The organism is Phenylobacterium sp. (genome assembly GCF_004297125.1).
Classification (GTDB): Bacteria; Pseudomonadota; Alphaproteobacteria; order Caulobacterales; family Caulobacteraceae; genus Phenylobacterium.
Map to the genome: position 1 here is coordinate 76467 of NZ_SCVD01000012.1, position 12673 is coordinate 89139.

At 67.5% G+C, this 12673-nt stretch carries 16 protein-coding genes; 11 read left to right on the forward strand and 5 right to left on the reverse strand.

Features of this window, described 5'->3' with window-relative positions:
• Window positions 1–329: 329 nt before the first annotated feature.
• A complete protein-coding gene (locus EPO51_RS06150; RefSeq protein ID WP_293347318.1) occupies window positions 330–1241 on the reverse strand; it encodes a LysR family transcriptional regulator in 912 nt (303 codons plus the stop codon).
• 98 nt (window positions 1242–1339) lie between these two features.
• Here EPO51_RS06150 and EPO51_RS06155 point away from each other — a divergent pair, with 98 nt between their 5' ends.
• The 9 genes from EPO51_RS06155 (at window position 1340) to EPO51_RS06195 (ending at window position 8060) form a co-directional block, all read left to right on the forward strand.
• Window positions 1340–1663 (forward strand): nuclear transport factor 2 family protein, encoded by a 324-nt coding sequence (locus EPO51_RS06155; RefSeq protein WP_293347320.1) that lies wholly within the window; start codon window positions 1340–1342, stop codon window positions 1661–1663.
• Window positions 1660–2439: an SDR family oxidoreductase gene (locus EPO51_RS06160; protein WP_293347322.1), complete on the forward strand. Its 780-nt coding sequence runs from the start codon at window positions 1660–1662 to the stop codon at window positions 2437–2439. Before EPO51_RS06155 ends, EPO51_RS06160 begins: the two co-directional genes overlap by 4 nt.
• Window positions 2440–2773: 334 nt before the next feature.
• Complete coding sequence (locus tag EPO51_RS06165; protein WP_293347324.1) at window positions 2774–3781, forward strand: septal ring lytic transglycosylase RlpA family protein; 1008 nt, start codon at window positions 2774–2776, stop codon at window positions 3779–3781.
• A gap of 32 nt (window positions 3782–3813) precedes the next feature.
• On the forward strand, window positions 3814–4449 hold the full coding sequence (gene tmk / locus EPO51_RS06170; RefSeq protein ID WP_293347722.1) for a dTMP kinase: 636 nt from the start codon (window positions 3814–3816) through the stop codon (window positions 4447–4449).
• Complete coding sequence (locus EPO51_RS06175) at window positions 4442–5443, forward strand: DNA polymerase III subunit delta' (RefSeq protein WP_293347326.1); 1002 nt, start codon at window positions 4442–4444, stop codon at window positions 5441–5443. The genes tmk and EPO51_RS06175 overlap by 8 nt, the downstream gene beginning before the upstream one ends.
• Window positions 5444–5451: 8 nt before the next feature.
• The gene (locus EPO51_RS06180; RefSeq protein ID WP_293347328.1) at window positions 5452–6228 is read left to right on the forward strand and encodes a TatD family hydrolase; all 777 of its coding nucleotides are present in this window, start codon (window positions 5452–5454) and stop codon (window positions 6226–6228) included.
• Entirely contained in the window at window positions 6225–7064 is an 840-nt protein-coding gene (locus tag EPO51_RS06185; RefSeq protein WP_293347331.1) for an MBL fold metallo-hydrolase, read from the forward strand. The genes EPO51_RS06180 and EPO51_RS06185 overlap by 4 nt, the downstream gene beginning before the upstream one ends.
• Window positions 7061–7672 (forward strand): formyltransferase family protein, encoded by a 612-nt coding sequence (locus EPO51_RS06190; RefSeq protein ID WP_293347334.1) that lies wholly within the window; start codon window positions 7061–7063, stop codon window positions 7670–7672. The genes EPO51_RS06185 and EPO51_RS06190 overlap by 4 nt, the downstream gene beginning before the upstream one ends.
• Window positions 7662–8060 (forward strand): putative quinol monooxygenase, encoded by a 399-nt coding sequence (locus EPO51_RS06195; RefSeq protein WP_293347337.1) that lies wholly within the window; start codon window positions 7662–7664, stop codon window positions 8058–8060. The genes EPO51_RS06190 and EPO51_RS06195 overlap by 11 nt, the downstream gene beginning before the upstream one ends.
• Window positions 8061–8563: 503 nt before the next feature.
• Here EPO51_RS06195 and EPO51_RS06200 read toward each other — a convergent pair.
• The 4 genes from EPO51_RS06200 to EPO51_RS06215 form a co-directional block, all read right to left on the reverse strand.
• Window positions 8564–8884, reverse strand: a complete 321-nt coding sequence (locus tag EPO51_RS06200; protein ID WP_293347340.1) for a hypothetical protein — start codon at window positions 8882–8884, stop codon at window positions 8564–8566.
• Window positions 8885–9413: 529 nt separating this feature from the next.
• Window positions 9414–9830, reverse strand: coding sequence for a hypothetical protein (locus EPO51_RS06205; RefSeq protein ID WP_293347343.1), 417 nt, complete (start codon window positions 9828–9830; stop codon window positions 9414–9416).
• Window positions 9827–10987 carry a hypothetical protein gene (locus tag EPO51_RS06210; RefSeq protein WP_293347345.1) on the reverse strand — a complete coding sequence of 387 codons (1161 nt, stop codon included), beginning with the start codon at window positions 10985–10987 and terminating at the stop codon, window positions 9827–9829. The genes EPO51_RS06205 and EPO51_RS06210 overlap by 4 nt, the downstream gene beginning before the upstream one ends.
• Window positions 10988–11462: 475 nt before the next feature.
• On the reverse strand, window positions 11463–11738 hold the full coding sequence (locus tag EPO51_RS06215; RefSeq protein ID WP_293347348.1) for a hypothetical protein: 276 nt from the start codon (window positions 11736–11738) through the stop codon (window positions 11463–11465).
• Between EPO51_RS06215 and EPO51_RS06220 the strand changes: the two genes are divergently transcribed.
• On the forward strand, window positions 11737–12039 hold the full coding sequence (locus EPO51_RS06220) for a ferredoxin reductase domain-containing protein (protein WP_293347351.1): 303 nt from the start codon (window positions 11737–11739) through the stop codon (window positions 12037–12039). The genes EPO51_RS06215 and EPO51_RS06220 overlap by 2 nt on opposite strands.
• Window positions 12040–12051: 12 nt before the next feature.
• Window positions 12052–12669: a hypothetical protein gene (locus tag EPO51_RS06225; protein WP_293347354.1), complete on the forward strand. Its 618-nt coding sequence runs from the start codon at window positions 12052–12054 to the stop codon at window positions 12667–12669.
• The last annotated feature ends 4 nt before the right edge of the window (window positions 12670–12673 follow it).

A 12673-nucleotide genomic window follows, 5' to 3' on the forward strand; every position in this document is an offset into this window, starting at 1 on the left:
TTTGTACGCGTGCAACTGCCGCGAGCGTAGCAGATGAGCCTATGCCGTGAAGGGGAAAACGCTCGACTGCGCTACGCACCAAACAGGTTGCAGGGCAGGCCGCGACGGAGGCGGCAGCAAGCCAGACCGCTGGCGCTGCGTGGTGATGTTGATCACCTCGTCACCGGCCGCTTGATGATCGGAAAGAAGCAACCGTAGACGGTCTGATCGCCGGTGGGCCGCCCGGTGCGGGCGGAGGGCATGATGGATGTGGCGAGAGTCCGCTGTAGGGCGAGGTGTCAGAGTCTGCTCGTGGCGCGAGCCGGACCATTCTTCTAGCCGCCGGAAACTCAGCGTTGCTCGTTGGGCTGCTCCGCTATCCGGCGGGCAAGCGCCACGAAGGCCTTGAAGGCGGCTGAGGGGTTTTTTCGGCCGGGATAGTAGAGGCACAGGGCCGGCCGCTGAAGCGCGAAGCTTTCCAGCACCGGGATGAGACGGCCGGTCGCGATCTCGCTGCGCACGTCGGGCTCCATGAAGAAGCCGAGCCCCAGGCCTTCCAGCACGGCCGTCCTGGAGAGCCCGGCCTCGTCCAGCGTGATGGGCCCCGTCACGTCGACATGGACGGTCTCCCCACGGAGCGTGAACGGCCAGCGGAAGAGCGCGCCGTTCGGCAGCCGGATTCGGATGCAGGCGTGGTGGAGGAGGTCGCTCGGGACCTGCGGCGCAGGGTGGGTGTCGAAATAGCGCGGAGCACCCACGACGACGTAGCGGAGCGCGGGGCTCACCGGCACGGCGATCATATCGCTGGGCACGAGATCGGCGACGCGGACCCCGAGGTCGAAGCCTTCGGCCACCACGTCGACCAACCTGCCTTCGGTGACGAGGTCCACATGCACATCGGGGTAGCACCGCAAGTACTCCAAGATCAGCGGCGACAGGACCTCGCGGGCGGCGGTGGCGAACGCATTGATCCGCAGCACCCCCGAGGGTGTCGCCTGCTGTCCTCGCACAAGATCCATCGCCCCATGGATGTCCTGCAGGGCGGGGCCGACCTGTTGCACGAAGGTGCGTCCGGCGTCCGTCAGTGAGACGCTGCGGGTCGTGCGGTTGAAGAGGCGCACGCCCAGTGACGCCTCCAGCTTGGCGACGGCGTTGCTGAGCGCCGTCGTCGATACGCCGAGATCGAGCGCCGCACGCCGGAACGAGGCCCTTCGGGCGACGGCGAGCACCGCGTCGAGATCGCTCAGACCGGCTCGATACATTGTCCCGAGTTTCGTGACTTCACGTCCCGATCTGTCCGTCTTATCGCGACGATTGTCCATGGTTAGCTGGGAGGGACGGAGCACCAAGGAGCAAAGACATGGACCTACATCCCGCGATCCAGACCTATTTCGACGCCGACCGGCGTCGCGACCGCGACGCCCTGACTCAGGCCTTCCGCCCCGACGCGACCGTGGCCGACGAGGGCCGCATCCACGAAGGCCGCGACGCCATCGGCGCATGGTGGTCCGAGACGAAGGCGCAGTATGAGGCGGTCCTCGAACCGCAGGAGGCGACGCGGGCGGACGGCGCGAGCGTCGTGCGGACGCGGGTGAGCGGAAATTTTCCCGGCAGTCCCGCGACCCTGACCTTCGCCTTCGAGGTGGCGGGCGATCGGATCAAGGGCCTGGAGATCGGGGCATGAGCGGCTTCCTGTCTCTCGAGGGCAAACGAGCGCTCGTCACCTCGGGCACACGCGGCGCCGGCGCGGCCACGGTGGCCTTGTTCCGCGAGTTGGGCGCTCGCGTCCTGACCGTTGCGCGATCCCGGGCGGACCGTTCTCCCGACCAGATGTTCGTCGAAGCCGACTTGAGCACGCCTGTGGGCTGCAACGCCGTCGCGTCGGCCGTGCTCGACCGGCTGGGCGGGGTCGATATCCTTGTCCACATGCTGGGCGGCTCGTCGGCGCCCCCCGGCGGGATCGCGGCGCTGGGCGACGAGATCTGGGCCAGGGAGCTCGACCTCAACCTGATGCCTGCGGTCCGCCTGGATCGGGCGCTCGTGCCCGGGATGGCGGCGCAGGGCGCAGGCGTCGTGATCCACGTCACGTCGATCCAGCATCTCATACCGTTGCCGGAGGCGACGACGGCCTATGCCGCCGCGAAGGCGGCGCTCTCGACCTACAGCAAGAGCCTGTCCAAGGAGGTCGCGCCAAAGGGCGTGCGGGTGGTGCGCGTCGCCCCGGGCTGGATCGAGACCGAGGCCGCGGTGGCTTTGAGCGACCGCCTGGCCCGCGACGCCGGGGTCGACCGTGAAGGTGGCAAGCAGATCATCATGCAGTCACTCGGGGGCATTCCGCTGGGCCGCCCGGCCAAGCCTGAGGAGGTCGCGAACCTGGTGGCCTTTCTGGCCTCGGAGCGCGCTGCATCGATCACCGGTGCGGAGTACCTCATCGACGGCGGGACGGTCCCTACGGCCTGAACGGACCGTGGCGAGACGGCGTCGGAGACGAGTTTGGGCGGCTCGCGATGTCCCCATTGCGACCTCGACGCAATGTCAGCAACTGGCGCGTCAGAGGCTCTGGCACCAAGCGGGCTGCATTGGATTGCGGGCTGGCGGCGGTTAGACAACACGCCGGAAAGTCTTTGGAATTCAATGTGTAAATGTAGCCGGGTTAGACGTTCCAACGGTTTGATTTCATTGGGGCAGGGGATATCCACCCTGTCCGCCGCAGTCTTCTCGGCATGTCGGCAACATCCGGTTAACCCTGTCGCAAGCTTCCCCGCCCACGATTCACGGTGAGTCGGAGGCGAACATGACGAATTCCAAGACCTGCGGGCGCGCGGCCCGGATCGCGCTGGTGCTGATCGCCGGGGCCTCGGTCACCGCCTGCGTCACCCCACGCTATCCCAGCCGCGCCGACGGCCTGGGCACGACCCCGCCGACGGGGCAGGGCGCGTACAAGGTCGGCAAGCCCTACCAGGTCGGCGGCGTCTGGTACGTGCCGCGCGAACAGCCGGACTACGATCAGCGCGGCGTCGCTTCCTGGTACGGCGACCAGTTCCATATGAAAGCCACCGCCAACGGCGAAATGTTCGACATGAACGCCGTCTCGGCCGCCCACACGACCCTGCCGCTGCCGTCGATGGTGGAGGTGACCAACCTCGACAACGGCAGAAAGCTGGTGGTCCGCGTGAACGACCGCGGCCCGTTCGTCGACAACCGGATCATCGACCTCAGTCGCGAAGCCGCGCACCAACTGGGCTATGATCGGGCTGGGCTGGCCAACGTCCGCGTCCGCTATCTGGGACCCGCGCCGCTGCCGACCGACGGCCTGCGCTACGCCGGCGCCAAGCCGCTGCCGACGCGCATCGCGCCCGGGGCCCTGGGGCCCCTGGCCGGGGCTTCGGCGACATCGGATCCGGCCATGGAGATGGCTGCGGGCGGACCTCAGCCCCGCGCCATGGCGGCGCGTTCGGAAAGCGCCGGCGAGATCAGCGTCCAGTCGCTGCCGCCGATCACCGGCTCGGCGATCTCCAACACGCCCATCGGCGGCCAGGTCGCGATGGCCTCGGGCGCTTCGGCGGCCGGTCCGGGCCTGCGCATCCAGGCCGGCGCGTTCTCCAGCCAGGCCAACGCCCAGCGCGCGGTGGCCCAGCTCTCGCCCGCCGGAATGGCCTCGATCGAGCCGCTGCAGAGGGACGGCCTCACATTATACCGGGTGGTGCTGCCGGCCCCGGCGGACGAGGCCGCCGCCTACGCCCTGCGCGATCGCATCGCCGACTTCGGCTTCGCGGACGCCCGCGTGGTCAGCAGCTTCTAGACAAAGCGCCCGAACGGGCCAATTTGGCCCGCGTGGCACGCGGTCGGTTCATCACGTTCGAGGGCGGCGAGGGCGCCGGGAAGTCCACCCAGGTGCAGCGCATCGCAGCGCGCCTGAGAGCGAACGGCCGCGAGGTGGTCACGACGCGCGAGCCCGGCGGCTCGCCCGGCGCCGAGAGCATTCGCGACATCGTCCTGCGCGGCGACGCCGACCGCTGGAGTCCGGTGACGGAGACGCTCCTGATGTACGCCGCCCGGCGCGATCACGTCGAACGCGTCATCCGCCCTTCGTTGGAGCGCGGCGCCTGGGTGATCTGCGATCGGTTCGCCGACTCGACGCGGGCCTACCAGGGCGCGGCCGGCGGCGTGGATCCGGCGTTCATCACCGCGCTCGAGACCTATATCCTTGAGACGACGCGCCCGGACCTGACCCTCGTGTTCGACCTGCCCGCGCAGGTGGGCCTGGACCGCGCCCATGCGCGGGCGGGCGCCGAGATGCGGTTCGAGTCCAAGGGCATGGCGTTCCACGAGCGCCTGCGCGCAGGCTTCCAGGCCATCGCCGCCGCCGAACCGGAGCGCTGCGCCGTCATCGACGCCACCGCCACGATGGATGTGGTGGAAGCCGCCGTCTGGGCCGCGGTCGAGGCCAGGCTGGCCGTCCATGGCTGACCTTGAGGTTCCCCACCCCCGCGACGTCCATGAGCTGCAGGGCCAGGCCGTGGCCGAAGAGGCCTTCGAGGCCGCCCGCGCCCGAGGCCGGCTGCACCATGCCTGGCTGCTGACCGGTTCTGAGGGCGTGGGAAAGGCGACCTTCGCCTATCGCGCCGCCCGCCGCCTGCTGGGCGCGCCATCCTATCCCGCCAACGGCGTCCTAGGCGCCGATCCCGAGCACCCCGTCTCCCGGCAGGTGGCCGCCCGCAGCCACCCCGACCTGCTGATGCTGGAGCGCGAGGGCCCCGACGGCAAGGCGCGCAAGGTCATTCCCGTGGACGACGCCCGGCGCCTGGCCGAATTCTTTTCCAAGTCGCCCGCCAGCGCGCCGCACCGGGTGGCGATCATCGACGCCGCCGACGACCTGAACGTCAACGCCGCCAACGCCATCCTGAAGACCCTGGAGGAGCCGCCCCCGAGGGGCGTGCTGCTGATGGTCTCCCATTCACCCGGCCGGCTGCTGCCGACCATCCGCTCGCGCTGCCGCCGGCTGGCGTTCCAGCCGCTGGGGATCGAGGCCGCCGCCGCCTTCGTCAGCGCCCGGGCCGACGTGAATCCGGAAGAGGCGCTGCGTCTTGCGCACATGGCCGACGGCGCGCCGGGCCAGGCGCTTTCGCTGGCCGCCGCCAATGCCCTGGCCATGGACGACGCCGCCCGCGACCTGCTGTCGGAGCTGCCGAAGATCGATGAGACCCGCGCACTCTCGATCTCCGAGAAATTCCGGGGCGGCGAGGGCCAGGCTCAGTTCAACCTGTTGTTCGACCGACTGGCCGACCGGGTGCGCCGCCTGACGCTGGACCAGGCGGCGCAGGGGTATGGGCGACTTGATCGATGGGCGCAGGCGTGGGAGACGCTCCAGCGCCTGCCGCGCGAGGTGGAGGCCTTGAACCTCGACCGCGCCGACGCCCTGTTCACCGCGCTCACGGAGCTCCGCCAGGCCGCCCAGGCCTAGCCCCGCCGATGCTGATCGACAGCCACGTCAACCTGCACGCGCCGCAATTCGACGAGGATCGCGAGGCCGTCATCGAACGGGCCCGCGCCGCCGGCGTGCAGCTGATGGTCAATATCTCGGACCGCGTGTCGAACTTCGCCGCCGTGCGCGCCCTGGCCGACCGGCCCGACATCTGGTGCACCGTCGGCACGCACCCACACGAGGCCAAGGAAAACCCCAGCCTGTCCTCCGCGACCCTGGTCGAGCTCGCCGCCGACCCCCGCGTCGTGGGCATCGGGGAATGCGGCCTCGACTTCCACTATGACCTCAGCCCGCGCGACATACAGGCCAAGGTGTTCCGAGCCCACGTCGCGGCGGCGCGTGAGACCGGTCTGCCCCTTGTGATCCACACCCGCGAGGCCGACGAGGCGATGGGCGAGATCCTGGAGGCGGAATACGCCGCGGGCCCGTTCCGCCTACTGATGCACTGCTACACCTCAGGCGCGGACCTCGCCCGGCGCGCGGCGGCGCTGGGCGCCTGGTTCTCGGTCTCGGGGATCGCCACCTTCAAGGCCGCCGAGGATGTGCGCGCCGTGATCCGCGACATGCCGGCCGGGCGGATCATCGTAGAGACCGATTGCCCATACCTGGCCCCCGTGCCGTATCGAGGCCGGCGCAACGAGCCAGCCTACATCCCCCACATCCTCGCCAAGCTGGCGGAGGTGCGCGGCTGGTCGCTGGACGAGGCCGAGGCGCGGACGACGGACGCCTTCTTCGACCTGTTCGACCGGATTCCACGGCCATGAGCGGCGCGTTGGAGGTCACGATCCTGGGCTGCGGTTCCTCCGGCGGCGTGCCGCGGGCCGACGGCGAGTGGGGGATGTGCGACCCGACCGAGCCGAAGAACTTCCGAACGCGCTGTTCCCTCCTCGTGCGGCGATCAGGGGAGGGCGAGGGCGCCCAGGAGGCCGCGGGAGCCACCACCGTGCTGGTCGACGCCTCGCCCGAGCTGCGCATCCAGACGGCGAGGGCCGGGGTGAAGCGGGTCGACGCGGTCCTGCTGACCCACGACCATGCCGACCAGGTGCATGGCCTGGACGACGTGCGGGCCTTCTACCTGCGCCAGCAGGCGCGCATCCCGTGCTGGATGGACGCCGCGACCGACGCCACGATGGCGCGCCGGTTCGGCTACATCTTCGAGGGCGAGGGCGGCTATCCGGCCATCTGCGACCGCCATCTGATCCCGGGCCACGGGACGTCGTGGCAGGTCGATGGGCCGTCGGGCGCGATCCCGGTGACGACCTTCGACCAGGACCATGGCGGCGTGAGGTCTGTCGGCTATCGCTTTGGCGGCGTTGCCTATTCCAGCGACGTGGTCGGGCTGGACGACGCGGCGTTCGAGGCGCTGGCGGACCTGGACGTCTGGATCGTGGACGCTCTGCGCCGCCGGCCGCACCCGACCCACGCGCACCTGGACCTGGCGCTGGAATGGATCGGCCGGGTGAAGCCCCGACGGGCGATCCTGACCAACATGCACATCGACCTGGATTTCGAGCAGCTTCGCGCCGAACTGCCGGCCGGGGTCGAGCCGGCCTACGACGGCCTGACGTTCCAACATGAACTGAAGGCCAAAAAGACGTGATTTCCCGGCCGCTTAAGCTCGGTTTCCTGGCGTCGGGCAACGGCTCCAGCGCCGAGGCCATCGTCGACGCTGTCGCCGGTGGCGCCCTGGCCGCCGAGGCGCGGCTGCTGGTCAGCAACAAGAAGGCCGCGCCCGCGCTGGACTGGGCCACGGCGCGGGGCGTTCCGGCGCTGGCCATCCCCACGATCAACAACCCGGACGCCGCCGACCTGGCCCTGGCCGACGCCATGACCGGCCACGGCGTCGAGCTCATCGTACTCTCGGGCTATCTGCGCCGCCTGGGGCCGGTGACGCTCGCCCGCTACGCCGGCCGGATCGTCAACATCCACCCTGGGCCGCTGCCGCAGTTCGGGGGCGAAGGCATGTACGGCGGGCGCGTACACCAGGCGGTGCTGGCGGCGGGCCTGGCCGAGAGCGCCATCGTCATCCACCTGGTGGACGAGGCGTACGACCACGGGGCCGAGCTGGCGCGCCGTGGCGTGCCGATCTCGCCCGGTGACACGCCGCGGAGCCTGGAAGATCGTGTGAAGGCGTTGGAGCCGGCGTTCTTCGTGGAGACGCTGCAGCGGATCGCCACCGGCGAACTGGAGCTGCCGGATGCTGTTTGAGCGGCGGACCGTCATCGCGGGCGCGGCCGCCGCGGCGCTCGCCGGACCGGCCGCCGCCGCCGAGGGAGCGACGATGTACGGCCTGATCGGCAAGATGCTGGCCCAACCGGGCCAGCGCGACGCGCTCGTCAGGCTGCTGCTGGAAGGCGCGGGCGCCATGCCGGGCTGCTTGAGCTACGTGGTCGCCACCGATCCAGCCAATCCCGACGCCATCTGGATCACCGAGGCGTGGGACAGCCCGGAGAGCCACGCCGGCTCGCTAAGGCTTCCTAGCGTGCAGGCGACCATCGCCAAGGCGCGCCCACTGATCGCTGGCTTCGGTGAACGCTTCGAAACCCACCCGGTCGGCGGCCTTGGTTTGCTGCAACCATCCGGCAAACATTTCTGATAATCTTCCTTAGGCGCGAAGCCGGGGAAGAGCCTCTTTCGTAGTCGTTTTGTCGCTGACTCAATAGACTGCGACTGGGGATCGACTTGTCGATTTCGCGCCCCTTTTGAGTCAGAACTCGCGCTCAGGTTCGAATATCCGCGACCAGCTTCCAATTGCTGTCCACCTCCCCGAGGCGGTGAGCTCATGGCCTTTGGCGCGCGGCGGAATTGATGCGTGCATTCTCTGCTCGCGAGGATCGTCGCGGACCATTTCGCAGGCGCGATGCCGCTGGAGCGCGCACCGTGCCGGCGCCCCAGTCGGCCGCGCCCGCAAACCACGTCCGGCGGGGTCATCCGACCTGCGTGGACCTACATGGAGAGCTGTGATGGAGCGCTTGAGGTTCGCCTCGGCGAACATCGGCCTTCATGAACGCTCGAGTCTGCGCTCGACCAACAGGGCCACGACGAGGACAAGGCCGGCCGCCGGCAGCGTCATGGCAAAGTCAACGAGCCCCTGGAGCATCAGGCTGCCTTCGCCAACGCTTGCGGCTGGACTTCGCCGAGGTGCACCAGCACGGCTGTGTAGATTATGTCGCTGATCACCATGTCGCACTCGTCAGCGAGTTCCCGCACCCGGGCGACCGTCGCCTTGGGCAGCGCCAGCGTGACGGAGGGTGAGGAGGACGGCCCGGTGAGCAAGAACTTTCGGAACCGAGGCGCATCCTCCTGCAGGAAATGCGTCACTGCCTCACCATAGAGGTCTGCCGCCGTGCGCCCCGCCGCCCTCGCCTCGGCCTTCATCTGCTTATGCGCCCAGCGTGGAAGGCGCATGGAGAGGTTCACTCTCAGAACTTCACGGGCCTCTTCGTTCGGGGTCGTCGCTTCTGGCGGCATTCGACGCGCGCACCTTTTGATTTGCCGCTGCGAGAATCGCTCATCGCCGAGTCCGCGTCTAGTGTGACGTCAGCTCCACCCCGATCGGGATCGCCTGGCGAGACCGCAGCGCCCCAGCGAGCCGCCAACGTCGACGAACCGCCGGGGACCAACCGTGTGATCGTCGGCTGAGGTCATGGAACGAGCGGATTGGCAGCCCCAGCGCGACCACGGCCAGCGGATCCAATTCGCGTCGCGGTCGAACGGCCCAGCCCGGCTGAAGATGCAGGCAATCCGCAAGCCAGGCGTTGATGCCGGCGTCGCTGGACGGTCGGCCATCTACTGGGCCGAGAATCCGCAGCGCGACGCGGAGAAAGCGAAGTCGCTCCGCCGAAGGGACCAGTATCGAGACAGGTGCGCCTCCTGCCATCGACCTTCGGGCGAGATCGGCGTGCGCCAAAGACGGTCAGTCGTCGGACCGCTTTAGGCAGATCCCAGTTCACGACGCCTCGACGGGATGTGGCGATCGGGTCTCGTCCTTCCAATCCCGGAACCAACCGATCTGGCTGAAACGCCCATCCCCACGAAGCGCCGTATCTAGTTGGGTCAGAAACTCTTCGAAGCTGGGCTGCAGGCGCCAGATCCGCCAAGTCATGTCCTTCGTCATGAGGTTGCAGTCCTGCTCATCCCAGCGAGTGATCTGCAGCCAGAAGCGCCGACTATTTGCGCGAACATCGAGCTCCCAGCCGTGTTCGGCCGCGTGGATCGGGGCCGACACCTCGTAACCGAGAGATGCGAGCATCGCCCCGATCGCCTCGGTCACGTTCCGTCCCGGCCACTCCACGAAGTCTATCTCGTCTTCGATGGCGTCATAGGGAAGCGCGGTTCGGAATTCCGCTTCCGGCCTGACGCTCACCAGGAATCCTCCTCGTCCATCGTCCCGTGCGCAACCGCGCCGGCGCCGCCTCCCAGACCTCCTACGCGCGCCTTCAGCGGGGCCGGACTACCGTGCCAGATCCGCCCCGCCAGGCCGTATTTCTTCAACCCGAGATCTGCGCCACTCCATCTGCCGCCGCCAACCCTCGCAGGAAATCCAGTTCCCTTGAATTCGGGGTCGACCTTGTAGTGAAGCTCGTACATGTCACCTCGGGTGATACCCTCTGGCTTCAGACGATTGAAGACGCTCTCGCTGTAGCTGCGCGGGAGGCTCTCTCGCCGCGGGCCGAAGTGGTGGCCCATCCCGTACTTCGGGTAAGGCTCGGCCAAGTGAGCCGCCTGTGCGGGCGTGAACCCCTGCTCCAGATACTTCTCTGCCCTGGATGGCTGGGAAATCGCACGGAGACCCTTCACGCTCTTGGCGAGGGGACCGCCGACAGGGAATGATCCCACATCGAACAATAGCTCACCTTGGTTCATGCCGATGTTCAGCCGGCGCTGAACCTCCCCACTCACCGTCGGCGCCGCACGAGTCGCAGTGGGATCCAGATCCACCCGCATCTGATGCGCCTTGTCGCGCACGTCGCGGATGACGATTTGCGGGTCAGCGACGCCCCTTCGCACATAGTCCACACCCTCAGACGCAGCTCCGAGCAGCTGTCCAGCCGCCGATTGGCCAGGCGGGCTCACCAACACGTCCAATGGATTTGTCAGACGCTGGAGGAATACCGCGCCATCGGCGAGACCCTCCACAGCATGGACGCCGCCTCTCACGACGCCCGCAGCGTTCCCGACCTTCTCCGCAAGGTCTCCGGCGACCGCCTTCACCACAGGATTGCGATTCAGATCGACCTTGACCCTCGGCGCCTGACCGCCGCCTGCGGTGCGCGGTGGGTGGGCTGGCTGGGGAGACCGCCTGACGACCGGCTTGCGATCATCGAGCAGCTTCGCACCGAAGCGATTGACCTCCTCCTGGGTACGAAGAACCAGATCCGTTCCCGACCTCAGAGCATCGCCATAGGCCTTGTGTGCGACCGCCTCCGCCTCACGGCCGAGCCTCGCAACTTCCCGCGTACGGCGGTCATAAAAGTCCGCCATCGTTTCGAGCACGCCGCGCGCCTGCCGATACCCAGCCATCCCGCCTCGCCTTTCCTGCTGAGAACGCCACCTAGCGCCCGACGAGCGCGCTACCGGCATCAGAGGAGAAGCATCTCACAAGGCTTAGCTTGAGTCAAGAACAAAACACGAACATCGGAGTCGACCGATGCTGGCTTGCGATCGCTATCGGCCTAAAGTGGGGCGATGCTGCCGCCCTTATGCGCAGCGTTCTGCATGGTGCTCCGTCGCTGCGCCCGCAGTCCGGCCTTGGCCGGTTTGACTCAATACGAGCCTCCGATCCTCGGTGCAGGGTTTGGGATCATTTCCGGATGGATTTGGAGTCGGTCGCGGGCCTTTGAGTCAGCGACGCGCGAGCGGAAGTCGAATTGTTTGGAGTCCGCGACACTGACTCAATATCGTGAGACTCGCGCCGATTTTCCGCAAGTTCCCCTCCCGTTCGCCGATCGGGCCCGATTCTGACTCCAAACCTCGCCACTCAATCTGCCGCTAAGCACTACGAGACGTAGCCGCCGATCGCGCCCGCCGCGGCGGCATACGTCCAGTGTCGGCGCAGATCCGCCGGCCACGCCAAAGAGCGCTCGTCCAACGCCAGGACGGCTTCTCGCGGAAGCTGGGTCGCGAACAGCAGCAGCGGGTCCCGAATGGCGTGCTTGAAGCGGTCTTCCCATCCGTGCGGCCGCGAATGCGCGTAAAGGTCCCGAAGCCAGCCAGCGCCCAAAGGGCCAACGTCGACCCTCGATGGATCAGGCGGTTCCGCCAGGACGAACATGGCGACGCGCACGTACCTGCAGGAACTGGCCCCACTGCGTAAGAGCCTGCACGTGGAATTTCATGGCATGCTGAGGTCGGCTTTCAAGGAAGCAGGTGGCTTGCCGAACACTGGCGGCAAGGGGGGAGCGCGAGCAGACTGGGTCGCCTACTTCGAGGCGAATCCGGAGCGGTACAACGAGGCCCTCAACATCCTTCAGCGTGTCACGCGCGAGTTCGACAAGGCGAAGGGTACCAACGTATCTATGTATCTTGATCGAGAACTGGCGCGGATGGCCGAGAGAACCCGGCGAGGTCCGTAAGCGGAGAGTTTGATGCTTGACGGGCGGCGCTCAGATACCGCGTGGGCTTGGTTTGCCCCTCAAACCTCCGACTGTGCGCCGCTCGATCGCAGAGCCTACCCTAGCATCGAGTTCCTCGGACGACCGATCGCTTGGCCGGACTGGGCCTGCCGGGCGCCCGACGGCGGCATCCACATCGATGCGAGACGAACGCGCCTCGACATACACTTGGCGAAGGAGCCGAAAGCCAAGCTCGAGTTCACGTGGACCGGCAATTTTGGCGCTCGGCTGGTCGCCCGCCCCTGGCTCTCGCTCATCGAGGACTTGATCGATGAGGAAGACGGAATTTTCACTGGCGAGGTGCTCCGAGGCGAGCGAAGGGTAGAAGCTTGGACATCACTCCACGGTCGCCTTGCGCCGCCTCTCCTCTCAAGCGATGGGCAAGTGAAGGCGTGCCCCATCTGCGGTGACGTCTATTCGATGCTGAAAGGACGCACCTTCTTCGCGAGCCCAGCTGCACGTTCCAAGCCTCTCATTGTGAACCGCAGCGGGATCTTCATTCGGCGTGACATATTTGAACAACGAGAGATTCCCACACCGGTCGGCGCTTTCAAGCCAAGCTGGGTATGGCTCGAAGAAGGGGGTGGGTAGCATC

What these genes read in the sequence shown, in the direction of transcription:
- EPO51_RS06195 (WP_293347337.1), top strand. Translation starts at nt 7,662, where the DNA reads ATGCTGTTTGAGCGGCGGACCGTCATCGCGGGCGCGGCCGCCGCGGCG.
- EPO51_RS06155 (WP_293347320.1), top strand. Translation starts at nt 1,340, where the DNA reads ATGGACCTACATCCCGCGATCCAGACCTATTTCGACGCCGACCGGCGT.
- EPO51_RS06160 (WP_293347322.1), top strand. Translation starts at nt 1,660, where the DNA reads ATGAGCGGCTTCCTGTCTCTCGAGGGCAAACGAGCGCTCGTCACCTCG.
- EPO51_RS06180 (WP_293347328.1), top strand. Translation starts at nt 5,452, where the DNA reads ATGCTGATCGACAGCCACGTCAACCTGCACGCGCCGCAATTCGACGAG.
- EPO51_RS06220 (WP_293347351.1), top strand. Translation starts at nt 11,737, where the DNA reads ATGGCGACGCGCACGTACCTGCAGGAACTGGCCCCACTGCGTAAGAGC.
- EPO51_RS06210 (WP_293347345.1), bottom strand. Translation starts at nt 10,987, where the DNA reads ATGGCTGGGTATCGGCAGGCGCGCGGCGTGCTCGAAACGATGGCGGAC.
- EPO51_RS06150 (WP_293347318.1), bottom strand. Translation starts at nt 1,241, where the DNA reads ATGTATCGAGCCGGTCTGAGCGATCTCGACGCGGTGCTCGCCGTCGCC.
- EPO51_RS06175 (WP_293347326.1), top strand. Translation starts at nt 4,442, where the DNA reads ATGGCTGACCTTGAGGTTCCCCACCCCCGCGACGTCCATGAGCTGCAG.
- EPO51_RS06165 (WP_293347324.1), top strand. Translation starts at nt 2,774, where the DNA reads ATGACGAATTCCAAGACCTGCGGGCGCGCGGCCCGGATCGCGCTGGTG.
- EPO51_RS06215 (WP_293347348.1), bottom strand. Translation starts at nt 11,738, where the DNA reads ATGTTCGTCCTGGCGGAACCGCCTGATCCATCGAGGGTCGACGTTGGC.
- EPO51_RS06225 (WP_293347354.1), top strand. Translation starts at nt 12,052, where the DNA reads ATGCTTGACGGGCGGCGCTCAGATACCGCGTGGGCTTGGTTTGCCCCT.
- EPO51_RS06185 (WP_293347331.1), top strand. Translation starts at nt 6,225, where the DNA reads ATGAGCGGCGCGTTGGAGGTCACGATCCTGGGCTGCGGTTCCTCCGGC.